Annotated in this window: 16 protein-coding genes; 6 read left to right on the top strand and 10 right to left on the bottom strand. The window is 69.6% G+C overall.

All coding sequences use genetic code 11. The features are described from left to right. Nucleotides 1-90: 90 nt before the first annotated feature. The gene (gene trpD, locus ACQEVI_RS02785) at nucleotides 91-1146 is read right to left on the bottom strand and encodes an anthranilate phosphoribosyltransferase (RefSeq protein ID WP_432894409.1); all 1056 of its coding nucleotides are present in this window, start codon (nucleotides 1144-1146) and stop codon (nucleotides 91-93) included. Further along, complete coding sequence (locus tag ACQEVI_RS02780; protein WP_432894407.1) at nucleotides 1143-1628, bottom strand: hypothetical protein; 486 nt, start codon at nucleotides 1626-1628, stop codon at nucleotides 1143-1145. The genes trpD and ACQEVI_RS02780 overlap by 4 nt, the downstream gene beginning before the upstream one ends. 178 nt (nucleotides 1629-1806) lie before the next feature. Between ACQEVI_RS02780 and ctaE the strand changes: the two genes are divergently transcribed. The 6 genes from ctaE (at nucleotide 1807) to qcrB (ACQEVI_RS02750) (ending at nucleotide 8814) form a co-directional block, all read left to right on the top strand. Continuing rightward, nucleotides 1807-2460 carry an aa3-type cytochrome oxidase subunit III gene (gene ctaE / locus ACQEVI_RS02775; protein WP_432894405.1) on the top strand — a complete coding sequence of 218 codons (654 nt, stop codon included), beginning with the start codon at nucleotides 1807-1809 and terminating at the stop codon, nucleotides 2458-2460. Nucleotides 2461-2565: 105 nt separating this feature from the next. Beyond that, nucleotides 2566-3345, top strand: a complete 780-nt coding sequence (gene qcrC / locus ACQEVI_RS02770; protein ID WP_432894403.1) for a cytochrome bc1 complex diheme cytochrome c subunit — start codon at nucleotides 2566-2568, stop codon at nucleotides 3343-3345. After that, nucleotides 3342-4412: a cytochrome bc1 complex Rieske iron-sulfur subunit gene (gene qcrA / locus ACQEVI_RS02765; RefSeq protein WP_432894401.1), complete on the top strand. Its 1071-nt coding sequence runs from the start codon at nucleotides 3342-3344 to the stop codon at nucleotides 4410-4412. The genes qcrC and qcrA overlap by 4 nt, the downstream gene beginning before the upstream one ends. After that, nucleotides 4409-6121: a cytochrome bc1 complex cytochrome b subunit gene (gene qcrB / locus ACQEVI_RS02760; protein ID WP_432894400.1), complete on the top strand. Its 1713-nt coding sequence runs from the start codon at nucleotides 4409-4411 to the stop codon at nucleotides 6119-6121. The genes qcrA and qcrB (ACQEVI_RS02760) overlap by 4 nt, the downstream gene beginning before the upstream one ends. Nucleotides 6122-6286: 165 nt before the next feature. Beyond that, nucleotides 6287-6916, top strand: coding sequence for a superoxide dismutase (locus ACQEVI_RS02755; RefSeq protein ID WP_357507418.1), 630 nt, complete (start codon nucleotides 6287-6289; stop codon nucleotides 6914-6916). A 191-nt stretch (nucleotides 6917-7107) separates the two neighbouring features. Next, nucleotides 7108-8814, top strand: coding sequence for a cytochrome bc1 complex cytochrome b subunit (qcrB, locus tag ACQEVI_RS02750; protein WP_432894397.1), 1707 nt, complete (start codon nucleotides 7108-7110; stop codon nucleotides 8812-8814). Between the two features lie 11 nt (nucleotides 8815-8825). Here the strand turns inward: qcrB (ACQEVI_RS02750) and ACQEVI_RS02745 are convergent, their stop codons facing one another. The 8 genes from ACQEVI_RS02745 to ACQEVI_RS02710 all read right to left on the bottom strand — a co-directional run bounded on the left by ACQEVI_RS02745 (nucleotide 8826) and on the right by ACQEVI_RS02710 (nucleotide 18006). Beyond that, nucleotides 8826-9107: an Lrp/AsnC family transcriptional regulator gene (locus tag ACQEVI_RS02745; protein ID WP_116676031.1), complete on the bottom strand. Its 282-nt coding sequence runs from the start codon at nucleotides 9105-9107 to the stop codon at nucleotides 8826-8828. After that, nucleotides 9101-10891: a DEDD exonuclease domain-containing protein gene (locus ACQEVI_RS02740; RefSeq protein WP_432894395.1), complete on the bottom strand. Its 1791-nt coding sequence runs from the start codon at nucleotides 10889-10891 to the stop codon at nucleotides 9101-9103. Before ACQEVI_RS02740 ends, ACQEVI_RS02745 begins: the two co-directional genes overlap by 7 nt. Nucleotides 10892-10973: 82 nt before the next feature. After that, nucleotides 10974-11804, bottom strand: coding sequence for a phosphoribosylaminoimidazolesuccinocarboxamide synthase (locus tag ACQEVI_RS02735; RefSeq protein WP_432894393.1), 831 nt, complete (start codon nucleotides 11802-11804; stop codon nucleotides 10974-10976). A 10-nt stretch (nucleotides 11805-11814) separates the two neighbouring features. Then, a complete protein-coding gene (locus tag ACQEVI_RS02730) occupies nucleotides 11815-13449 on the bottom strand; it encodes an alpha-amylase family glycosyl hydrolase (RefSeq protein ID WP_432894391.1) in 1635 nt (544 codons plus the stop codon). Then, nucleotides 13446-14990: a glucoamylase family protein gene (locus ACQEVI_RS02725; RefSeq protein ID WP_432894389.1), complete on the bottom strand. Its 1545-nt coding sequence runs from the start codon at nucleotides 14988-14990 to the stop codon at nucleotides 13446-13448. Before ACQEVI_RS02725 ends, ACQEVI_RS02730 begins: the two co-directional genes overlap by 4 nt. Nucleotides 14991-15026: 36 nt before the next feature. Next, on the bottom strand, nucleotides 15027-16214 hold the full coding sequence (locus ACQEVI_RS02720) for a glycoside hydrolase family 1 protein (RefSeq protein WP_432894387.1): 1188 nt from the start codon (nucleotides 16212-16214) through the stop codon (nucleotides 15027-15029). Nucleotides 16215-16237: 23 nt separating this feature from the next. After that, nucleotides 16238-17101 carry a carbohydrate ABC transporter permease gene (locus ACQEVI_RS02715; protein ID WP_432894385.1) on the bottom strand — a complete coding sequence of 288 codons (864 nt, stop codon included), beginning with the start codon at nucleotides 17099-17101 and terminating at the stop codon, nucleotides 16238-16240. Nucleotides 17102-17115: 14 nt separating this feature from the next. Further along, nucleotides 17116-18006: a carbohydrate ABC transporter permease gene (locus ACQEVI_RS02710; RefSeq protein WP_432894383.1), complete on the bottom strand. Its 891-nt coding sequence runs from the start codon at nucleotides 18004-18006 to the stop codon at nucleotides 17116-17118. Nucleotides 18007-18008 lie beyond the last annotated feature (2 nt).

The following is an 18008-nucleotide window of genomic DNA, read 5'->3' as shown; positions in this document are numbered from 1 at the left end:
GGCGAGATAGAACTGGGGCCGTAGCGCTGATCAGCGCTACGGCCCCAGTTCTATCTCGCCAGTTCGGTTCTATCTCTGCACGTGCGGCTGTCAGCGACTGGCGGCTATCCAGCGCTCCAGCGTGGCCTGCGCCGCTCCGGAGTCCACGGCCTGGGCCGCGAGGCCGATCCCGGCCGCGAGACGCTCGAGGAGCGTCCCTGAGTCAGCCCCGGTGCCCGGCAGGGTGCCGTCCGCGACGAGGCCGGACGCCGCGTTGAGCAGCACGGTCTCGCGAACCGGCCCGTCCTCTCCGGCGAAGACAGCGCGAGCGACCGCCGCGTTGTAGGCGGCGTCCTGGCCGCGCAGATCCTCGACCTTGATGCGGGTGAGCCCCAGGTCGGCGGCGGGGTCGAGCCGGTGCTCCGTGACCGCGCCGCCTGCCACCTCCCACACGGTGGAGCCGGCGGTGGCCGCGAGCTCGTCCAGGCCTTCGTCGCCGCGGAACACCAGCGCGGACTTGCCACGCTCCGCGAACACGCCGGCCATCAGCGGGGCCATCCGTGCGTCGGCACAGCCGACGGCGGCAGCACGCGGCTGGGCCGGGTTGGTGAGCGGGCCCAGGAAGTTGAAGGCCGTCGGCACGCCGAGCTCCCTGCGGGTGACTCCCGCGTGGCGCATCGACGGGTGGAACACCATCGCGAAGCAGAAGGTGATGCCTGCCTCGCGCGCGATCTGCGCCACACGCTCGGGGGTGTGGTCCAGCCGGATGCCGAGCTCCTCGAGCACGTCCGCGCTGCCCGACGACGACGAGGCCGCCCGGTTGCCGTGCTTCACCACGCGGAGGCCGGTGCCCGCGATGACCACCGACGCCATCGTGGAGATGTTCACGGTGTGCGCGCGGTCGCCACCCGTGCCGACGATGTCGACCGAAGGGCCGGACACGTCGATCCGGGTCGCGTGCCGGACCATGGACTCGGTCAGGCCGGCGAGCTCCTCGACGGTCTCGCCCTTGGCGCGCAGCGCCACGAGGAAGCCGCCGAGCTGGACGGGGGAGACCTCGCCGGTCATCACCTGGTCCATCGCCCACGCGGCTTCGGCCTGGCTCAGGTCGGTGCCGGTGATGAGCTCGGACAGCAGGCCGGACCAGGTGGGTGCATCGAGGTTCACGCGGTACCCGCCCCGGGGACGGCAAGGAGCTTCGCCACTGCCTCCTGGACCGTGATGGCGTCGAGCGGGCGGGACACCACGCCGTCGGCCAGGGACCACGAAGCCAGCCAGGTGTCCGCGGGCCGGCCCGTGAGGACGAGCACCGGAGGGCACTCGTAGATCTCGTTCTTGAGCTGGCGGCACAGCCCCATGCCGCCGGTCTGGTCGGCCTCGCCGTCGAGGACGAGCAGGTCCCACGTCTCGTTGTCAGCCTTGTCCACCACCGCGGCGGGGGTTGCGATCTCCACCCACTCGATATCGGGCGAGCCCGCGTGCAGGCGCGGTCCGACGGCGAGCCGGACCTGCTCACGCACGGTGCGGTCGTCGCTGTACAGGAGGACCCGCGGGCTGGACGTCGCTCCGCCGGGCTCGATGCCGGACTCGATACCTGACTCGGTACCGCTCGTACCTGCGCTGGTCACATCCGTCGTCATGCCGGTCATGCGTCGATCGTGGCACAGTCCCCGCTCCCGCGGCAGATTTGTCCGTGCTCTTTTCATGGCACTCTGTGGAATCGCGTCAGCAAGAGACGCCGCAGGTAGCGCGTTGGAAGGACTTTGTGAGATTCGACGCGAGCGTCGCAGGTGCTTCGGCGTTCGAGACGGTCGAACGTCGGCCATAATGGCTGTCGTGTCGACCGCAACGGCTGCAGCCACCCCCACACACCAGCACGTGACAGTCAATCGTCCGAACCCGGTCTCGGTCGGAACGATCGTCTGGCTCGCGAGCGAGCTCATGTTCTTCGCAGCGCTCTTCGCGATGTACTTCACGGTCCGGCAGACCATGCCGGCCGAGGAGTGGGCGCTGCAGGCGGACAAGCTGAACATCACCTTCTCGACGATCAACACGATCGTCCTGGTGCTGTCCTCCTTCACCTGCCAGTGGGCGGTCTTCAAGGCTGAGCAGTTCAAGCCCTCGCGCTCCGGCAAGCTGTACCAGTTCTGGACGTGGGGCATGCACGAGTGGCTCACGATGACCTACGTGATGGGCGCCTTCTTCATCGGCGGTCAGATCTTCGAGTACACCGAGCTGGTGCACCAGGGCCTGACGATCTCGTCCAGCGCCTACGGGTCGGTCTTCTACATGACCACCGGCTTCCACGGCCTGCACGTGACCGGCGGCCTGATCGCCTTCCTCTTCGTGCTCGGCCGCTCCTTCGCCGCCAAGCGCTTCGGTCACCACGAGGCCACCACCACGATCGTCACGTCCTACTACTGGCACTTCGTCGACGTGGTGTGGATCGCGCTGTTCGCGGTGATCTACCTGCTGCGGTGACCTCGTAGCGCCTGCGCCCCTGGCGCCAGTGCGACGAGGCCACGTGCGGTGGCATAGGTTCAAGACAGAGAAGCTCAACACTCAAAGCGAGACGAGGACATTTTCGTGAAGGCACTCGCCGCCCGCAGGCACCACCGGTTGGCTCCGGTCGTGCTCCTGCTGCTGGCGCTGCTGACCACGGGTGGCATCTATGCCGCCCTGGCTCCGAGCACGGCTAACGCCGAGACCGTCAGCACCGCGGACATCGAGACCGGTAAGAAGCTGTTCCAGGCCAACTGCGCGACGTGCCACGGCCCGAGCGCGGAGGGCAGCGAAGGCGTGCCCTCCCTGGTCGGCGTCGGCGCGGCCTCCGTCGACTTCCAGGTGTCGACCGGCCGCATGCCGATGCAGATGAACGGCCCGCAGGCGGAGGCAAAGCCGCCGCAGTTCGACGAGGAGCAGACCGCGGCCCTTGCCGGGTACGTCGCTTCGCTGGGGGCCGGTCCTGCGATTCCCACGGACGAGCAGGTGGACGCCGCAAAGGGTGACGCCTCCAACGGCATGGCCCTCTTCCGCACCAACTGCGCCATGTGCCACAACGCCGTAGGCGCCGGCGGCGCACTCTCGGAGGGCAAGTTCGCCCCCGCGCTGTGGGAGACGTCGGAGCGGAACATCTACCAGGCCATGCTCACCGGCCCGCAGTCGATGCCGGTGTTCAACGACGCGAACATCACGCCGGAGGAGAAGCGCGACATCGTCACGTTCCTCGTCGAGCAGCGCGAGGGATCCGCGGGCGGTAACGCGCTCGGCGCCCTCGGGCCCGTGTCCGAAGGCCTCTGGGCCTTCGCGATCGGTATGGGTCTGCTCATCGGCGCCGCAGTGTGGATCGGAGCCAAGTCCTCGTGAGCGACAACCAGAACCCCCCAGCCGACACGTCCAAGGACGTGACGGTCGCCCCTGAGACGGGCACCGCGGTCGGGCCCGCCGACCGGTTCGCCGACCCGGGCGTCCCGGAGCACAAGCACCGCCTCACCGACACCGACCCGAGCGCCGCGAAGCGTGCGGAGCGGACGGTCACCTTCCTGTTCGTGCTGTCGATCCTCGGCACCATCGGCTCGATCGTCGCCTACGTGATGGTCCCGCCGGACGGCACGACGGCGGGCGTCCGGCTGTCGACGCTGCTGATCGGCCTCGGCCTCGCGGTGTCGCTGCTCGGCATCGGCGTCGCGGGCATCCACTGGGCCAAGGCGCTCATGGGCGACCGCGAGATGGTCCAGGAGCGGCACCCGCTCGCGTCGTCCGAGGAGACCCGCGCGGACGCGATCAAGGACCTCAACGACGGTCTCCAGGACTCGGGCGTCGTCGGACGCCGCGGTGTGCTCAAGGGCGCGTTCTTCGGGGCACTGGCGCTCTTCCCGCTTGCCCTTGCGGTGCCGCTGATCGGCTCCGTGGGTGGCGACTGGAACATCTCGAAGTTCAAGCACACGATGTGGAAGCAGGGCATGCGCCTCGCGATCGACCCGTCGGGTCGTCCCATCAAGGCCTCCGACGTCACCGTGGGCTCCGTGTTCCACGTCGTCCCGGAGACCACCGAGGAGTTCCGCGAGACGCACGAGTGGATCACGGAGAAGTCCAAGGCCGTCGTCCTGATGGTGCGCCTCAACCCGGAGGACCTCCGGACCGACCAGTCGCCCGAGGGCGCGACCTGGTCCCACGAGGGCATCGTCGCCTACTCGAAGATCTGCACGCACGTGGGCTGCCCGGTGGCGCTCTACGAGCAGCAGACCCACCACCTCCTGTGCCCGTGCCACCAGTCGACGTTCGACATCGCGGACAGCGCCAAGGTCGTCTTCGGCCCGGCCAACCGCCGGCTGCCGCAGCTGCCCATCACCGTCGACGACGAGGGCTACCTCATCGCGCAGGACGACTTCGCCGAGCCCATCGGCCCGAGCTTCTGGGAGCGTCTGAAGTGAGCACCGCGACCCACGACACCAAGCGCGAGGCACCGGCCAAGCCGACGACGCCGGTCGGCAAGGCGGCCGACTACCTCGACCAGCGCACCACGATCGGTGTGATGGTCAAGGAGTTCGCGCGCAAGGTCTTCCCGGACCACTGGTCCTTCATGCTGGGCGAGATCGCCCTGTTCTCGTTCGTCGTCCTGATCGCCTCGGGCTTCTTCCTCACGATGTTCTTCGAGCCGTCGATGGCGCTCGAGACCTACGAGGGCGAGCACCCGGCCAACATGCACGGGCAGCTCATGTCCGTCGCGTTCGCCTCGACGCTCGACATGTCGTTCGAGGTGCGCGGCGGTCTGCTCATGCGGCAGATCCACCACTGGTCGGCCCTGATCTTCATGGCCTCGATCGTGGTGCACATGATGCGCGTGTTCTTCACCGGCGCGTTCCGCAAGCCGCGTGAGATCAACTGGATCGTCGGCATCGTCCTGATGATCCTGGGCCTGGCGGCCGGCTTCACCGGCTACTCGCTGCCCGACGACGTCCTGTCCGGCAACGGCCTGCGCATCACCGACGGCGTGATCAAGTCGATCCCGCTGATCGGCTCGCCCCTGTCGTACTTCGTCTTCGGCGGCGAGTTCCCGGGCCACCACATCGTGCCCCGCCTGTTCACGCTCCACATCTTCGTGGTCCCCGGCATCCTGCTGGCCCTCATCGCACTGCACCTGTTCCTGATGGTGCTGCAGAAGCACACCCAGTACCCGGGTGGCGGCCGCACGGACAAGAACGTGGTGGGTTACCCGGCGGCGCCGGTGTACGTCGCGAAGATGACGGGCAACTTCTTCATCGTCGCCGGCGTGCTGGTGCTCATGGGCGCCACGATGTCGATCAACAACGTCTGGAACTACGGTCCGTTCGACCCGTCGCCGGTGTCCGCCGGCGCGCAGCCGGACTGGTACATGCTGTTCCTGGAGGGCTCGCTGCGACTGATGCCCGGCCAGGGCACGGAGTGGGTGATCTTCGGATACACGCTCCCGCTCAACGTCCTGGTCCCCGCGGTGGTCATCCCGGGCATCCTGTTCACGTTCCTGATCGTCTACCCGTTCCTCGAGGCCCGCGCCACCGGTGACGACAAGGAGCACCACGTGCTCGACCGCCCGCGCAACAAGCCGGTGCGGACCGGGCTCGGGGTCGCGTTCCTCGCGGCGTTCATCATCCTGGCCCTGGCCGGGTCGAACGACCTCATCGCCACGCACTTCGCGCTGTCGATCAACGCGATCACCTGGGTGTTCCGCATCCTGTTCTTCGTGGGGCCGGTGTTCGCCTACTTCGTCACGAAGCGCATCTGCCTGGGGCTGCAGCGCAAGGACCGCGAGCTCGTGCTGCACGGTCACGAGTCGGGCCGCATCGTCCGCTTCGCGAACGGTGAGTACATCGAGGTCCACACCCCGCTCGACGAGCAGGAGCGCTGGCTGCGGGTCAACTACGAGGCGCCGGCTCCGCTGGAGATCGCCCCGAAGACCGACGCGCGCGGTGTGAAGCGCAAGGGCTACGGCTCCGACAAGCGCTGGCAGGGTCTGTCCCGGTTCTTCTACGAGGACCGCGTCGCACCTGTCAGCCCGGCGGAGGTCGAGGCCGCGCACTCGCACGGCGAGCACGACCAGCTCGACGGATCCGAGCGCCAGGCCGTCGAGGCCGGCGCAGGAACCACCTCGCGGGAGCACTGAGCGACCTGCGACACCAAGCGATGGCCTGTGTCTCCCGGTCCGCGAATGCGGCCGGGGACACAGGCCATTGCCGTCCCGGCGGGCACCACACAGGCGCACGACCAGGACGGCGTCTTCCCCTGCGCACCGTCCGGTGTGCGGACCGATCCTGGAGGTACCTCAGCAATGGCTGTTTACACGCTCCCTGACCTCACCTACGACTACGCCGCGCTCGAGCCGCACATCTCGGGCAAGATCATGGAGCTGCACCACTCCAAGCACCACGCGACGTACGTCAAGGGCGCCAACACTGCCCTGGAGCAGCTCGAGGAGGCCCGCGAGACGGGCAACCTGGCAAACGTCAACAAGATCGAGAAGGACCTCGCGTTCAACCTCGGTGGTCACATCAACCACTCGATCTTCTGGACGAACATGGCGCCCGAGGCCGGCGGCGAGCCGACCGGCGACATCGCGAGCGCGATCGACGAGCACTTCGGCTCCTTCGAGAAGTTCAAGGCGCACTTCACCGCCGTCGCTGCCGGTGTGCAGGGCTCCGGCTGGGCAGTGCTGGCCTGGGACTCCGTCGGCCAGAAGCTGGTCGTCGTCCAGCTGTTCGACCAGCAGGGCAACATTCCCTTCGCGCTCACCCCGGTCCTCATGCTGGACTGCTGGGAGCACGCCTACTACATCGACTACCTGAACGTGCGCCCGGACTACATCAAGGCCTGGTGGAACCTGGTGTCCTGGAGCAACGTCTCCGAGCGCCTGGCCCGGGCCAAGACGCAGACCGCTGGTCTCATCGTCGCGTCGGCCTGACGGTCCGACCGTCTGATCGCCCGACCAGATCCGGCGCGCCCCGGGGGGAGACCCCCGTGGGTGCGCCGGATCTGTCGTGTCACGGATCGCCCGGCTATTTCGTCGTCAAGGTGGCAAGCTGCGCCCGGATCGGTGTCTACTGGTGAGGCAGGGACCGATAGGCGCGTATCTCCTACCTCAGGGGTGATGACGTGGCAGAGCCGCAACGTCCGACCACCGCGATCGGCAAGACCGCCGACTATCTGGACCAGCGCACCACCATCGGTGTGCTGGTGAAAGAGCTCGCGCGCAAGGTCTTCCCGGACCACTGGTCCTTCATGCTGGGCGAGATCGCCCTGTTCTCGTTCATCGTGCTGATCGCCTCGGGCTTCTTCCTCACGATGTTCTTCGAGCCGTCGATGGCCCTGGTGCGCTACGAGGGTGAGCACCCGGCGAACATGCACGGCCAGCTCATGTCCGCGGCGTTCCACTCGACCGTGGAGATGTCGTTCGAGGTGCGGGGCGGTCTGCTCATGCGGCAGATCCACCACTGGTCGGCCCTGATCTTCGTGGGCTCGATCGTGCTGCACATGTTCCGGATCTTCTTCACCGGCGCGTTCCGCAAGCCGCGCGAGATCAACTGGATCGTCGGCCTGATCATGTTGATCCTGGCGCTGGCGGCCGGTTTCACCGGCTACTCGCTGCCTGACGACGTCCTGTCCGGCAACGGCCTGCGCATCATCGACGGCGTCGTGAAGTCGATCCCGGTGATCGGCTCCTTCATGTCGTTCCTGGTCTTCGGCGCCGAGTTCCCGGGCGACGACATCGTCCCGCGGCTGTTCACGCTCCATATCTTCGTGATCCCGGGTCTGCTGATCGCGCTGATCGGCTTGCACCTGTTCCTCATGGTGCTGCAGAAGCACACCCAGTACCCCGGTGCCGGCCGCACGGACAGGAACGTGGTGGGCTACCCGGCGGCGCCGGTCTACGTCGCCAAGATGACCGGCAACTTCTTCATCATCGCCGGTGTGCTGACCCTGATGGGCGCCACGATGGCGATCAACAACGTGTGGAACTACGGCCCCTACGACCCGTCGCCCGTCTCGGCGGGTACGCAGCCGGACTGGTACATCCTGTTCGTCGACGGCGCCCTGCGGCTCATGCCGGGTCCGGGCTGGGAGTGGGTGATCGGCGGCTACACGCTGAGCATGAACCTGCTGATCCCGGCTCTGATCGTGCCGGGCATCCTGTTCACGCTGCTGTTCGCCTGGCCGTTCCTCGAGGCCCGCGTCACCGGGGACCACCGCGAGCACCATGTGCTGGACCGGCCGCGCAACCGGCCGGTGCGCACAGGTGTGGGCGTCGCGCTGTTCGTCGCGTTCATGGTCTGTGCCCTGGCCGCGACGAACGACCTCATCGCCACGCACTTCTCGCTCGATATCTTCGCGATCACGTGGGCACTGCGCGTGCTGCTCTTCGTGGGCCCGGCGTTCGCGTTCTGGGTGACCAAACGCGTGTGCCTCGGGTTGCAGCGCAAGGATCGCGAGCTGGTGCTGCACGGGCACGAGTCGGGCCGCATAGTGCGGTTCGCCAACGGCGAGTACGTCGAGGTGCACACCCCGCTCGAGGCGGAGGAGCGCTGGCTGCGCGTCAACTACCAGTCGCCCGCACCGCTGGAGATCGCACCGCTCACGGACGCACGCGGCGTGCGGCGCAAGGGTTACCGGTCCGACCGTCGTTGGCAGCGGCTGTCCCGGTTCTTCTACGAGGACCGCGTCTCACCGGTCACGCCCGCCGAGCTGGCGGCCGCGCACTCGCACGGCAAGCACGACGAGATCAAGCACGACAAGATTGAGCACGGCGAGGTCGAGGCGAAGGCGCCGACCGGCGCGGGCGCCGTCGGGCGGCCGAAGAAGTAGCGGGCGTCGGTTCAGTCGTCGAGCCCCAGGGCGAATGCCTGCTCCAGGTCCGCCTTCGAGAAGGCGCGGAAGGCGATGAGGGTCTCGGTGTTCTGCACGCCGGGCACCTTGTTCACGGCGTCGGACACGACTCCGGCGAGCTGCTCGTGCTCGGGTACGCGCACGATGGCCACCAGGTCGGTCTTGCCGGTCACGGAGAAGACTTCGCTCACTCCGTCGATGTTCGCGACCTCCTGCGCGACCTCGGGGATGCGGGACGTCTCGGCGTCGATGAGGACGATCGCGGTCAGCATGCCGTCATCGTATCCACGTGCAGCGGGTTCCCGGGTTCCGGAACGCCGCTGATCTCGGTGCGCACCCGGTCCGACGCCCATGTCAGCTCGGCGTGCGCCCCGGCCGCCCGCACCGGACAGGCCCAGGTGTCGCTGAGATGCACGAGACGCACGCCGGGGGAGTCGAGCCAGGCGATCAGGAGGTCGGTCTCCTCCGGGTGTGCCGCGGGCGCCGGAGAGATCGGGGGTTCGACGTGCTCGGCGGTGGTGCGCAGCGCCGAGACGAGCGGAAGGGGGTTGACCCCTGGTCCCGAGACGTCGGTGGCCGCGAGCCGGCCGTGCTTGATCACGACGATCTCCCAGCCTCCTGGCTTGCCCGGTGCGTCGCCTATGCCGGACGGGCGCGCCGCCACGAGCTCGGCGCAGCGGGACAGCGGATCCAGCCGCTGCGCCCGGTGTGCGCCGGTGACGAACGCGCGCAGCCGCCGGGTGACCTCGCCCGCCTCCTCGTACCGCTCCTGGTGCGCGAGCGCGGCGATCCGGTCCGAGAGCGCGCGCACCACCGGTGACGGATCACCGGTGAGAGCGCGGCGGGCGGCGTCGGCCACCTGCTCGTAGGCCGTGTCCGGGCCCTCCGTCGCGACGCACGGGGCGGAGCAGCGGCCCATGCCCGCCAGGGCGCACGGGCTCCCGGGAGTCTTGGAGACCAGTGGGATGCGCGCGGTGCACTGCCGCAGGTTCAGGGCGTCGTGCAGGGCATGGACGGCTTCCTGTGCGGTGCGCCGGGACGCGAACGGGCCGATGTGCACGGCGCCGGCCACCACGCCGCCCACCACCGAGAGCCGCGGGTAGGCCTCGTCGGTGAGCCGTACCCAGGAGTGCCGCTCCGGGAACTTCGACCGCCGGTTGTAGCGCGGGGCGTGCTCGGTGATCAGCCGCAGCTCGCGTACCTGTGCCTCCAGCGGCGTCGCGCACGCCACCGGGGTGACCCGTTCGGCGATGCGCACCATCTCGGTGATCCGCTTCCGCTTCTCGGCGGCGGTGAAGTACGAGCGCACCCGCTTGCGGATGTTGACGGACGTGCCGACGTACAGGACCTCGTCGCCCGGCCCACGGAACAGGTACACGCCGGGCGACGCCGGCAGCTCGTCGGCGAGGTGTCGTTTGCGACGGACCTCGGGCGGCACCGGGTCGGCGGCCGTGGCCAGGTCCTCCAGGTGCGTGATGCCCATGGGCGCGAGGCGGTCGAACAGCGCGTGCAGGACGTCGACGGTCGCCCGCGCGTCGGCCAGCGCGCGGTGGTCGGGGGAGACGCTGGCGTGGAACAGGTTGGCGAGCGTGGACAGCTTGTGGTTGGGCGCCTCGTCCCGGGTGACCAGGCGCCGGGCCAGCGGCACCGTGTCGACGACGGTGAATCCGGGCCACTCGTAGTCGAGCCGCGCGCACATGGCCTTGAGGAAGCCGACGTCGAACGGCGCGTTGTGCGCCACGAGCACCGTGTCGCGCGCCCATTCCAGGAAGCTCGGCAGCACCAGCGCGATGTCCGGCGCGGTGGCGACCATGGCGTTCGTGATCCCTGTCAGCCGCGCGACGAACGCGGGGACCGGCTGGCCGGGGTTCACCAGCGACTGGAACTCGCCCAGCACCTCGCCGCCACGTACCTTCACGGCGCCGATCTCGGTGATGCCGCCCTCTGTGGCGTTCGTACCGGTGGTCTCGAGGTCCACCACCACGAAGGTGACGTCCCGCAGCGGCGTGCCGAGCTCCTCGAAGGTTGCCTGGTATGCCGACGCGCTGATGCTCACGGGGCAGAGGCTAGCGGGAGACACTGACACGCTTGTTCGAGCCTCGCCGTCGTGCGGGAAGGCCGCACGGTCCGGTCGGTGGTCAGACCCAGGTCTCGCCGGTCAGCTGCTCGTAGATCTCGATGTAGCGGGCGCGGGTCTCCGCGACGACGTCGGCGGGGATCTCCGGGCCGGGGTAGGTGCGGTCCCAGTCCGTGAGCGTCGAGGACCAGTCGCGCACGAACTGCTTGTCGTAGGACCACTGCCCACGGCCGGGCTCGTACTCGCTCGCCTTCCAGAAGCGCGAGGAGTCCGGCGTGAGCACCTCGTCGGCGAGGGTCAGGACGCCGTCGGCGTCGGTGCCGAACTCGAACTTGGTGTCCGCGATGAGTACGCCGCGCTCGCGTGCGATCTCGGCGCCGCGCTCGTAGATCGTCAGCGACAGGTCCCGCAGGAGGTTCGTCGTCTCCTCGCCCAGGTCCTTCGCGATCTCCTCGATGGAGATGTACTCGTCGTGGCCCTCGTCGGCCTTGGTCGACGGCGTGAAGACGGGCTGCGGCAGCCGGTCGGCCTCGACCAGCCCAGGCGGGAACGCGACGCCGGACACGCTGCCCGACTCGCGGTAGCTCTCCAGCCCGCCGCCCGCGAGGTAGCCGCGCACGATGCACTCGACGGGGACGATCTCCAGGCGCTTGCAGCGGACGGCGCGGCCCTTCCACTCCTCCGGGACGTCCTCGTTGATCACGTGGTTGGGCACGAGGTCGGCGAACTGCCGGAACCACCACAGCGAGATCTGCGTGAGGATCGCGCCCTTGTCGGGTACGGGCGTCGGCAGGACGACGTCGTACACCGACACACGGTCGGAAGCCACCAGGATTACGTCGTCGCCGTCCGCGTAGACCTCGCGAACCTTGCCCTTACGGATCAGTTCCACGCGGCCAAGGTTAACCCGCGAGCCGGGACTGCTCAGGCGTGTCCAGGTCGAGCACGGCGTACCCGTGCCCGTCCAGGTGCACGACGCCGTATCCGTCGTCGCCCGCCTCGACACGGAGCCCCCGGGCGACGAGCGGGCGCGCGCCCGCGGCGCCGTCGAGCGGCAGGCTCACCGCGGCCCGGCCCGGGTTGAGCACCACCGCGAGCGTGCCGCCCCGGAGGTAGGCGAGGGGGTACGCGGTGGTGAGCACCTCGATCGACGAGGCGGTGTCGAGGCGGTCGTCGTCGTGCCGCAGGGCGATCAGGTCGCGGACCAGGTGCAGCAGGGAGTCGGGGTCGTCCACCTGGCCGGCGACGGTGGGCCGGTCCGGGTCCGGGTCCTGCGGCAGGTACGTCGAGGTCCCGGGGCTGCCCGGGCCGAACGGGACGGCGGGCAGGTCGCCCCACTGCATGGGGGTGCGCGACCCCGCGCGGTCGTACGTGGGGCTCAGGCGCGAGCCCTCCAGGGTCGGTGTGCCCGGCACGTACCGCATGCCGATCTCGTCGCCGTAGTAGACGGACGGCAGGGCGGGCCATGTCATCGTCAGCACGTGGGCCACCCGGGCCTGCTCGGCGTCGCGTGCGCCCGCCACCAGCCGCGTGAAGTCGTGGTTCGACGTCGGCAGGCCGACCACACCGCCGCGGCCGGTCGCCGCGATGGCGTCGGCCGCGGCTCGCCAGGCGTCGGCGAACGTGCGGGCGTCGCCCGTGCCGTCGGCGCCGGCCCAGGCGGGCACCTCGCCCCAGGACGGGTTCACGGTCCCGGCGCCGTTGTTCCACAGCGAGCGGAACGGCAGCCCGTCGTCGTCGCCTCCGAACTGGAGGAAGAAGTCCACGTGGAAGCCCGCCGGGACGGCGACCCGCGGGTCGCCCCACTCGCTGATCAGCACGCGGCCGGGGTAGGCGTCGTCCAGCCAGGCGCGCGTCTCGTGCCACAGGCGGCCCGTCTCCACGTGGCCCGGATCGTCCTTGACGAGCGACGACGCCATGTCGACGCGGAACCCGGCGACCCCGAGGTCGAACCAGTGCGCCATGATCTGCCGCAGCGCGGCGCGGTTGGCGAGCGGGCCCGGGGCGTCGACGGGCTGACGCCACGGCTCTGCCGGGTCGGGGCGGGCGTAGCCGTAGTTCAGCGCGGGCTGGACGGGGAAGAAGTTCGGCCGGTAGTACCCGCCGCGGGCACCCAGCCCGGGCTGGAACCCCTCCACCGGCACGTCGCTCCAGACGAAGCGGTGGTCGTCCGGGTCGTCGGCGGACGCGCGGAACCACGGGTGCTGGTCGGAGGTGTGGCCCGCCACGAGGTCGAGCAGCACGGAGATGCCGCGGCGGCCCGCCTCCTCGGTCAGCCGGGCCATGTCCTCGTTCGTGCCGTAGCGCGGAGCCACCTGGAAGAAGTCCGCGACGTCGTACCCGGCGTCGGCGAAGGGGGAGACGAAGCACGGGCTGAGCCAGAGCGCGTCCACCCCGAGCCACGCGAGGTAGTCCAGCCGCTCGGTGATGCCGGCGAGGTCGCCGATCCCGTCACCGTTCGCGTCCGCGAAGGACTGCGGATAGATCTGGTACAGCACGGTGCGCCCCAGGCGCGAGGCGAGGTCCACGGCGGTCACCGGTCCCACCCTACGGAGAACTTCTCCATCCGCATCAGCGGGCGGACCTTCTGCTCCAGCTCGCCGGGCGCGACGTAGCGGCGCATCGCGTCGTCGGCCAGCTCGTTGCCGAGCGCGGCCATGATCATGCCCTGGTCCAGCGCCAGGTAACGCTGGGAGACCTGGCCGCTGCGGACCGTGACGGCGTCGTAGAAGCCGCCCGGTCCGTAGGCGTCGAAGTCCCGCGCGATGCCCCGCAGGTTGGCCATCGCCTCCCGGGGCGCGTACCGCAGCGCGAGGAACGACGCGTGCGGCGTCACGACCCCGTCGCCGTACCCCGTGGGCGCGGGCGATCCCTCGCGGCAGCCCTCGTAGGGCTGGTCGACGGCGGTCCGCTCCTGGTCGGAGGTGTAGCCCGGCCCGTCGAGTCCGAGCTGGTCCACGCCGTACTCGCGGTACCCGCCGGCCGGGTCGTTCGATGGCGAGAAGCCCCAGTACCCGTAGTCCGCCTCCCGCATCCCGTGCTCGATCTGCCCGCGCACGTACAGCGGGTGGTTGCGACCCCACGAGCGCGGCCCCCACGTCTCCTCGGGCACGAAGAGCGGCACCATCAGCGCCTCGAACATGCTGCCGCCCCAGGTCGGGACCACCCGCATGCCGCGGTAGGGCAGCGCGCCCTCGAAGACGTCGACCCCCAGGTACCGCGCCCACTCGCCGACCGGCCGCGTCTCGGTCCAGTCCCAGTCGCAGCTGTCGGGGAACGTGCGGTACGTGCCGAAGTAGTGCTTCGCCGGGATCTGCCCCTCGGCGATTCCGAGGTACGACGCGATGCGCGGCTCGGTGTTGAACGCGCCGTAGTGGTGGCCCGTGTACCAGACGTCGGCGCCCATCCCGCAGTAGTCACCGGTGACCGGCGCCGTCTCCTGCGGGTCGGCGTCCCAGAACCCGCCACGGATCTGGTTCTGCGCCGGGTCGTAGTAGCAGCCGAAGTCCATGCGCTCGCGGACGGCGTCCGCCTTCTCGGCCAGCGACGGTTCGGCGCGGCTCGCCAGCAGCAGGCCGGTGGCCAGCCAGCCGTTGTCCACGCTGGACAGGAACGGCTTGACCGGGTCACCGCTCGTGGGGAACGTCGTGAGCTTGGCGCCCGTGGCCGGGTCGTACCAGTTGTAGAACATGCCGCTGGGCTCGTGCTGCTCCAGCCCGGCGACGGTGTCCAGCGTGGTCGCCATCCGGCCGCGTGCCTCGCTGCGGCTGATGAGCCCGAGGTCCCGCGCCACCACGGTGCTCCACAGGTAGGCGCCGATGTTCGTGGGCGAGGTGTACCCGCCGCGGCTGGCGGGGTCGAGGTCGCCGTCGATGTTGTCGTCGGGCAGACCGGTCTCCTCGACCACCAGCGCGTCGAACGAGCGCCAGGTGTCGGCGGCCCAGGTGCGCAGCGTGCGCCGGTCCGAGCCCTGGTCCGGCGCTACGCCCGTGGCGCTCGCCGGGAGTGCGGTGAACGCCAGTGCGGCGACGGCGGTCGTCGCGATCACGGTGCTGTGTCTCCGGGGGTATCGCTTCATGGTGTGTCTCCTCTACGTCGTCGTAGTCGTGACAGGTCAGGCAGGCAGCTTTCCGGTGCGCGCGACGTCGCCGAGCCACGCGAGGCTCGGCTTGGGCGTGCGCTCGAACGTCGTGCGGTCCACGGCGATCAGGCCGAACGTCGGCGCGAAGCCGCTCATCCACTCGTAGTTGTCGAGCAGGGACCAGTGCAGGTAGCCCTCGACGCGGCTGCCGTCGGCCATGGCGCGGGCCATGCCCTCCAGGGCGCCGCGGGTGTAGTCGATGCGGCGGGCGTCGTCGGCGGTGGCCATGCCGTTCTCGGTGATGATCATCGGCACGCCGCCGGTGATGCGGTGCGTGTACTCCAGCGCCTCGCCGAGTGCCTGCGGGTAGTACTCCCAGCCGGTCAGCGTCTTCTCGACGTCGTCGCCGAACGGCACCGGCTCGCCGTCGGCCCCGATGATGGTGCGCAGGTAGCTCTGCACGCCCACGAAGTCGTCGCCGCGCGCGACCTCCAGGAAGAAGTCCTCGCGCGGGTAGGCGTAGGCGTCCCGCGCGGCCTCGGCGCCGGGCGCCGCCTGGAACACCTGGTTGGCGATGGTCCAGCCCGCCCGCACGTGCCCCAGGCCGTGCAGGATCTCGACGGCCCGCCGGTGCGCGGTGGCCTGGATCTCGGAGGCGGCCTCGTCGGGGGCGGCCAGGCCCGCGGCGTCGAGGTTGGTGCGGCGGCTGGCGCCGAGCATCATCGAGGTGATGTTGGGCTCGTTGATCGTGACCACGTGCCCGACGTCGGCCAGGATCGAGGTGGCCGTCTCGACGTAGCGGCTGAACGTGTCGACGGCGTCCGGCGCGAACCACCCGCCGCGCTCGGCGAACCAGCGCGGCAGCGTGAAGTGCAGCAGCGTCACGACCGGCGTCACGCCGGCCTCCAGGCACGTGTCGATCATGCGCCGGTAGTGCGCGAGCTGGGCGCGCGAGATCTCGCCCTCGGCGGGCTCGATGCGCGCCCACTCGATCGAGAACCGGTACGCGTTCAGACCGGCGTCCGCGAGCAGCCGGACGTCCTCGGGGTAGCGGTGGTAGCTGTCGACGGCGTCGCCGGAGCTCTCCGCGCACAGGGTCCCCGCGACGTGCTCCTTGGCCCACCAGTCGCTGTTGACGTTGCCGCCCTCGATCTGGTGCGCGGCGGTCGACGCGCCCCACAGGAAGCCGGGTGCGGTGGGCAGCGTGCTCTCTTCGGTCACGGAGAAACTCCTTGCTGGTACGACTACTTGAGGCCGGTGGTGGAGATGCCCTGCACGATGTGCCGCTGCAGGACCAGGAAGACGATGAGGATGGGCAACACGATGACGGTCGCGCCGGCCACCAGCAGGCCGTACTGCACGGTGTTCTGGCCCGTCGAGTAGAGGGCCAGCGCGACGGGCAGCGTGTACCGGTCGGCCGACTGCACGGCGACCAGGGGCCACAGGAAGTTGTTCCAGGACCCGAGGAACGTGAGGATGCCGAGCGTCGCCAGCGCCGGGCGGGCCTGCGGCAGCACGATCCGGAAGAAGGTGCGGAACTCGCCCGCGCCGTCGACGCGCGCGGCGTCGAGCAACTCGTCCGGGACGTCGAGCATGAACTGCCGCATGAGGAACACCCCGAACGGGGCCGCCAGGAACGGCAGGATCAGCGCCGCGTACGTGTTGATGAGGTCCAGGTTGGCCACGAGTACGAACAGCGGCACGAACGTGACCATGCCCGGCACCATCAGCGTGCCCATCACCAGCGCGAACAGGGTTCGCTTGCCGGGGAAGTCGAGCTTGGCCAGGGCGTAGCCCACCATCGCGCTGAACAACACGGACCCGATCGTCACGACCAGCGCGACGACCACCGAGTTGAGGAAGTACCGCGGGAAGTTCAGCGAGGAGAACAGCTCGGTGTAGTTGGACCACGTGACCTGGTCGGGGATCAGGGTGGGCGGGAACTGCCGGATCTCGCCCTCCGGCTTGACCGACGACACGACCATCCAGAGCAGCGGCCCGAGCGAGGCGGCGAGGCCGAGCAGGAGCACGACGTTGAGGACCATGGCGCGCGGGGTGGGACGGCGGCGCCGGGTCGGGGCATCGGGTGCCAGCGCTGCTGCGGCCATCACTTCTCCGTTCATCACTTCTCAGTCCTGAGCAGGCGGAACTGGAGGTACGACAGGATGACGATCGCCACGAACAGCACGTAGCTCATCGCGGCCGACAGGCCGTAGTTGCCGAACCCGAACTGGTTGAAGACCTCGTAGGCCACCGAGTTGGTGGCGCCCAGCGGCCCGCCCTGCGTCATCACGAACGGCTCCTCGAAGAACTGCAGGTAGCCGATGCCGGTGATGACCGCGCAGAACAGCAGCGTGGGGCGCAGCAGCGGGACCGTGATGGACCGGAACTGGCGCACCGCGCCGGCGCCGTCGATGGCCGACGCCTCGTACACGTCACGCGGGATGCCCTGCAGCCCGGCCAGCAGGATCACCATCGAGTACCCGACGTTGCGCCAGGTGGCCATCACGATGAGGGCAGGCATGGCCCAGGTCTCGTCGGTGAGCCAGCGCGGCCCCTCGATCCCGACCACGCCGAGCGCCGAGTTCACCAGCCCGAAGTCGGGCTGCAGCAGGAACCGCCACACGACCGCCACCGCGACGATCGAGGTCACCACGGGGGCGTAGAAGCCGACGCGGAACACCGACCGGAACCACACCAGGCCCGAGTTGAGCAGGACCGCCAGCAGCAGCGCGATCCCGAGGGTCAGCGGCATGGCCACGCCCACGAAGTAGAGCGTGTTGCCGGCAGCCTGCTGGAACTTCGGGTCCGTGAGGGCCTCGGCGAAGTTGTCGAACCCCACGAAGTTCACGGCCCACGGCGTCCGGAGGTCGGCGCCCTGCATGTCGGTGAACGCCATGTACAGGGACGATGCGACCGGGACCAGCATGAACACGGCGAACAGCGCGGTGAACGGCAGCGCGAAGCCCCAGGCGGCGAGGCCCGTGCGGCGGCGGCGTGCGGAGACGGCCACGG

The organism is Promicromonospora sp. CA-289599 (assembly GCF_050936155.1).
GTDB lineage: Bacteria > Actinomycetota > Actinomycetes > Actinomycetales > Cellulomonadaceae > Promicromonospora.
This window is presented reverse-complemented; position numbering and strand designations above follow the sequence as displayed.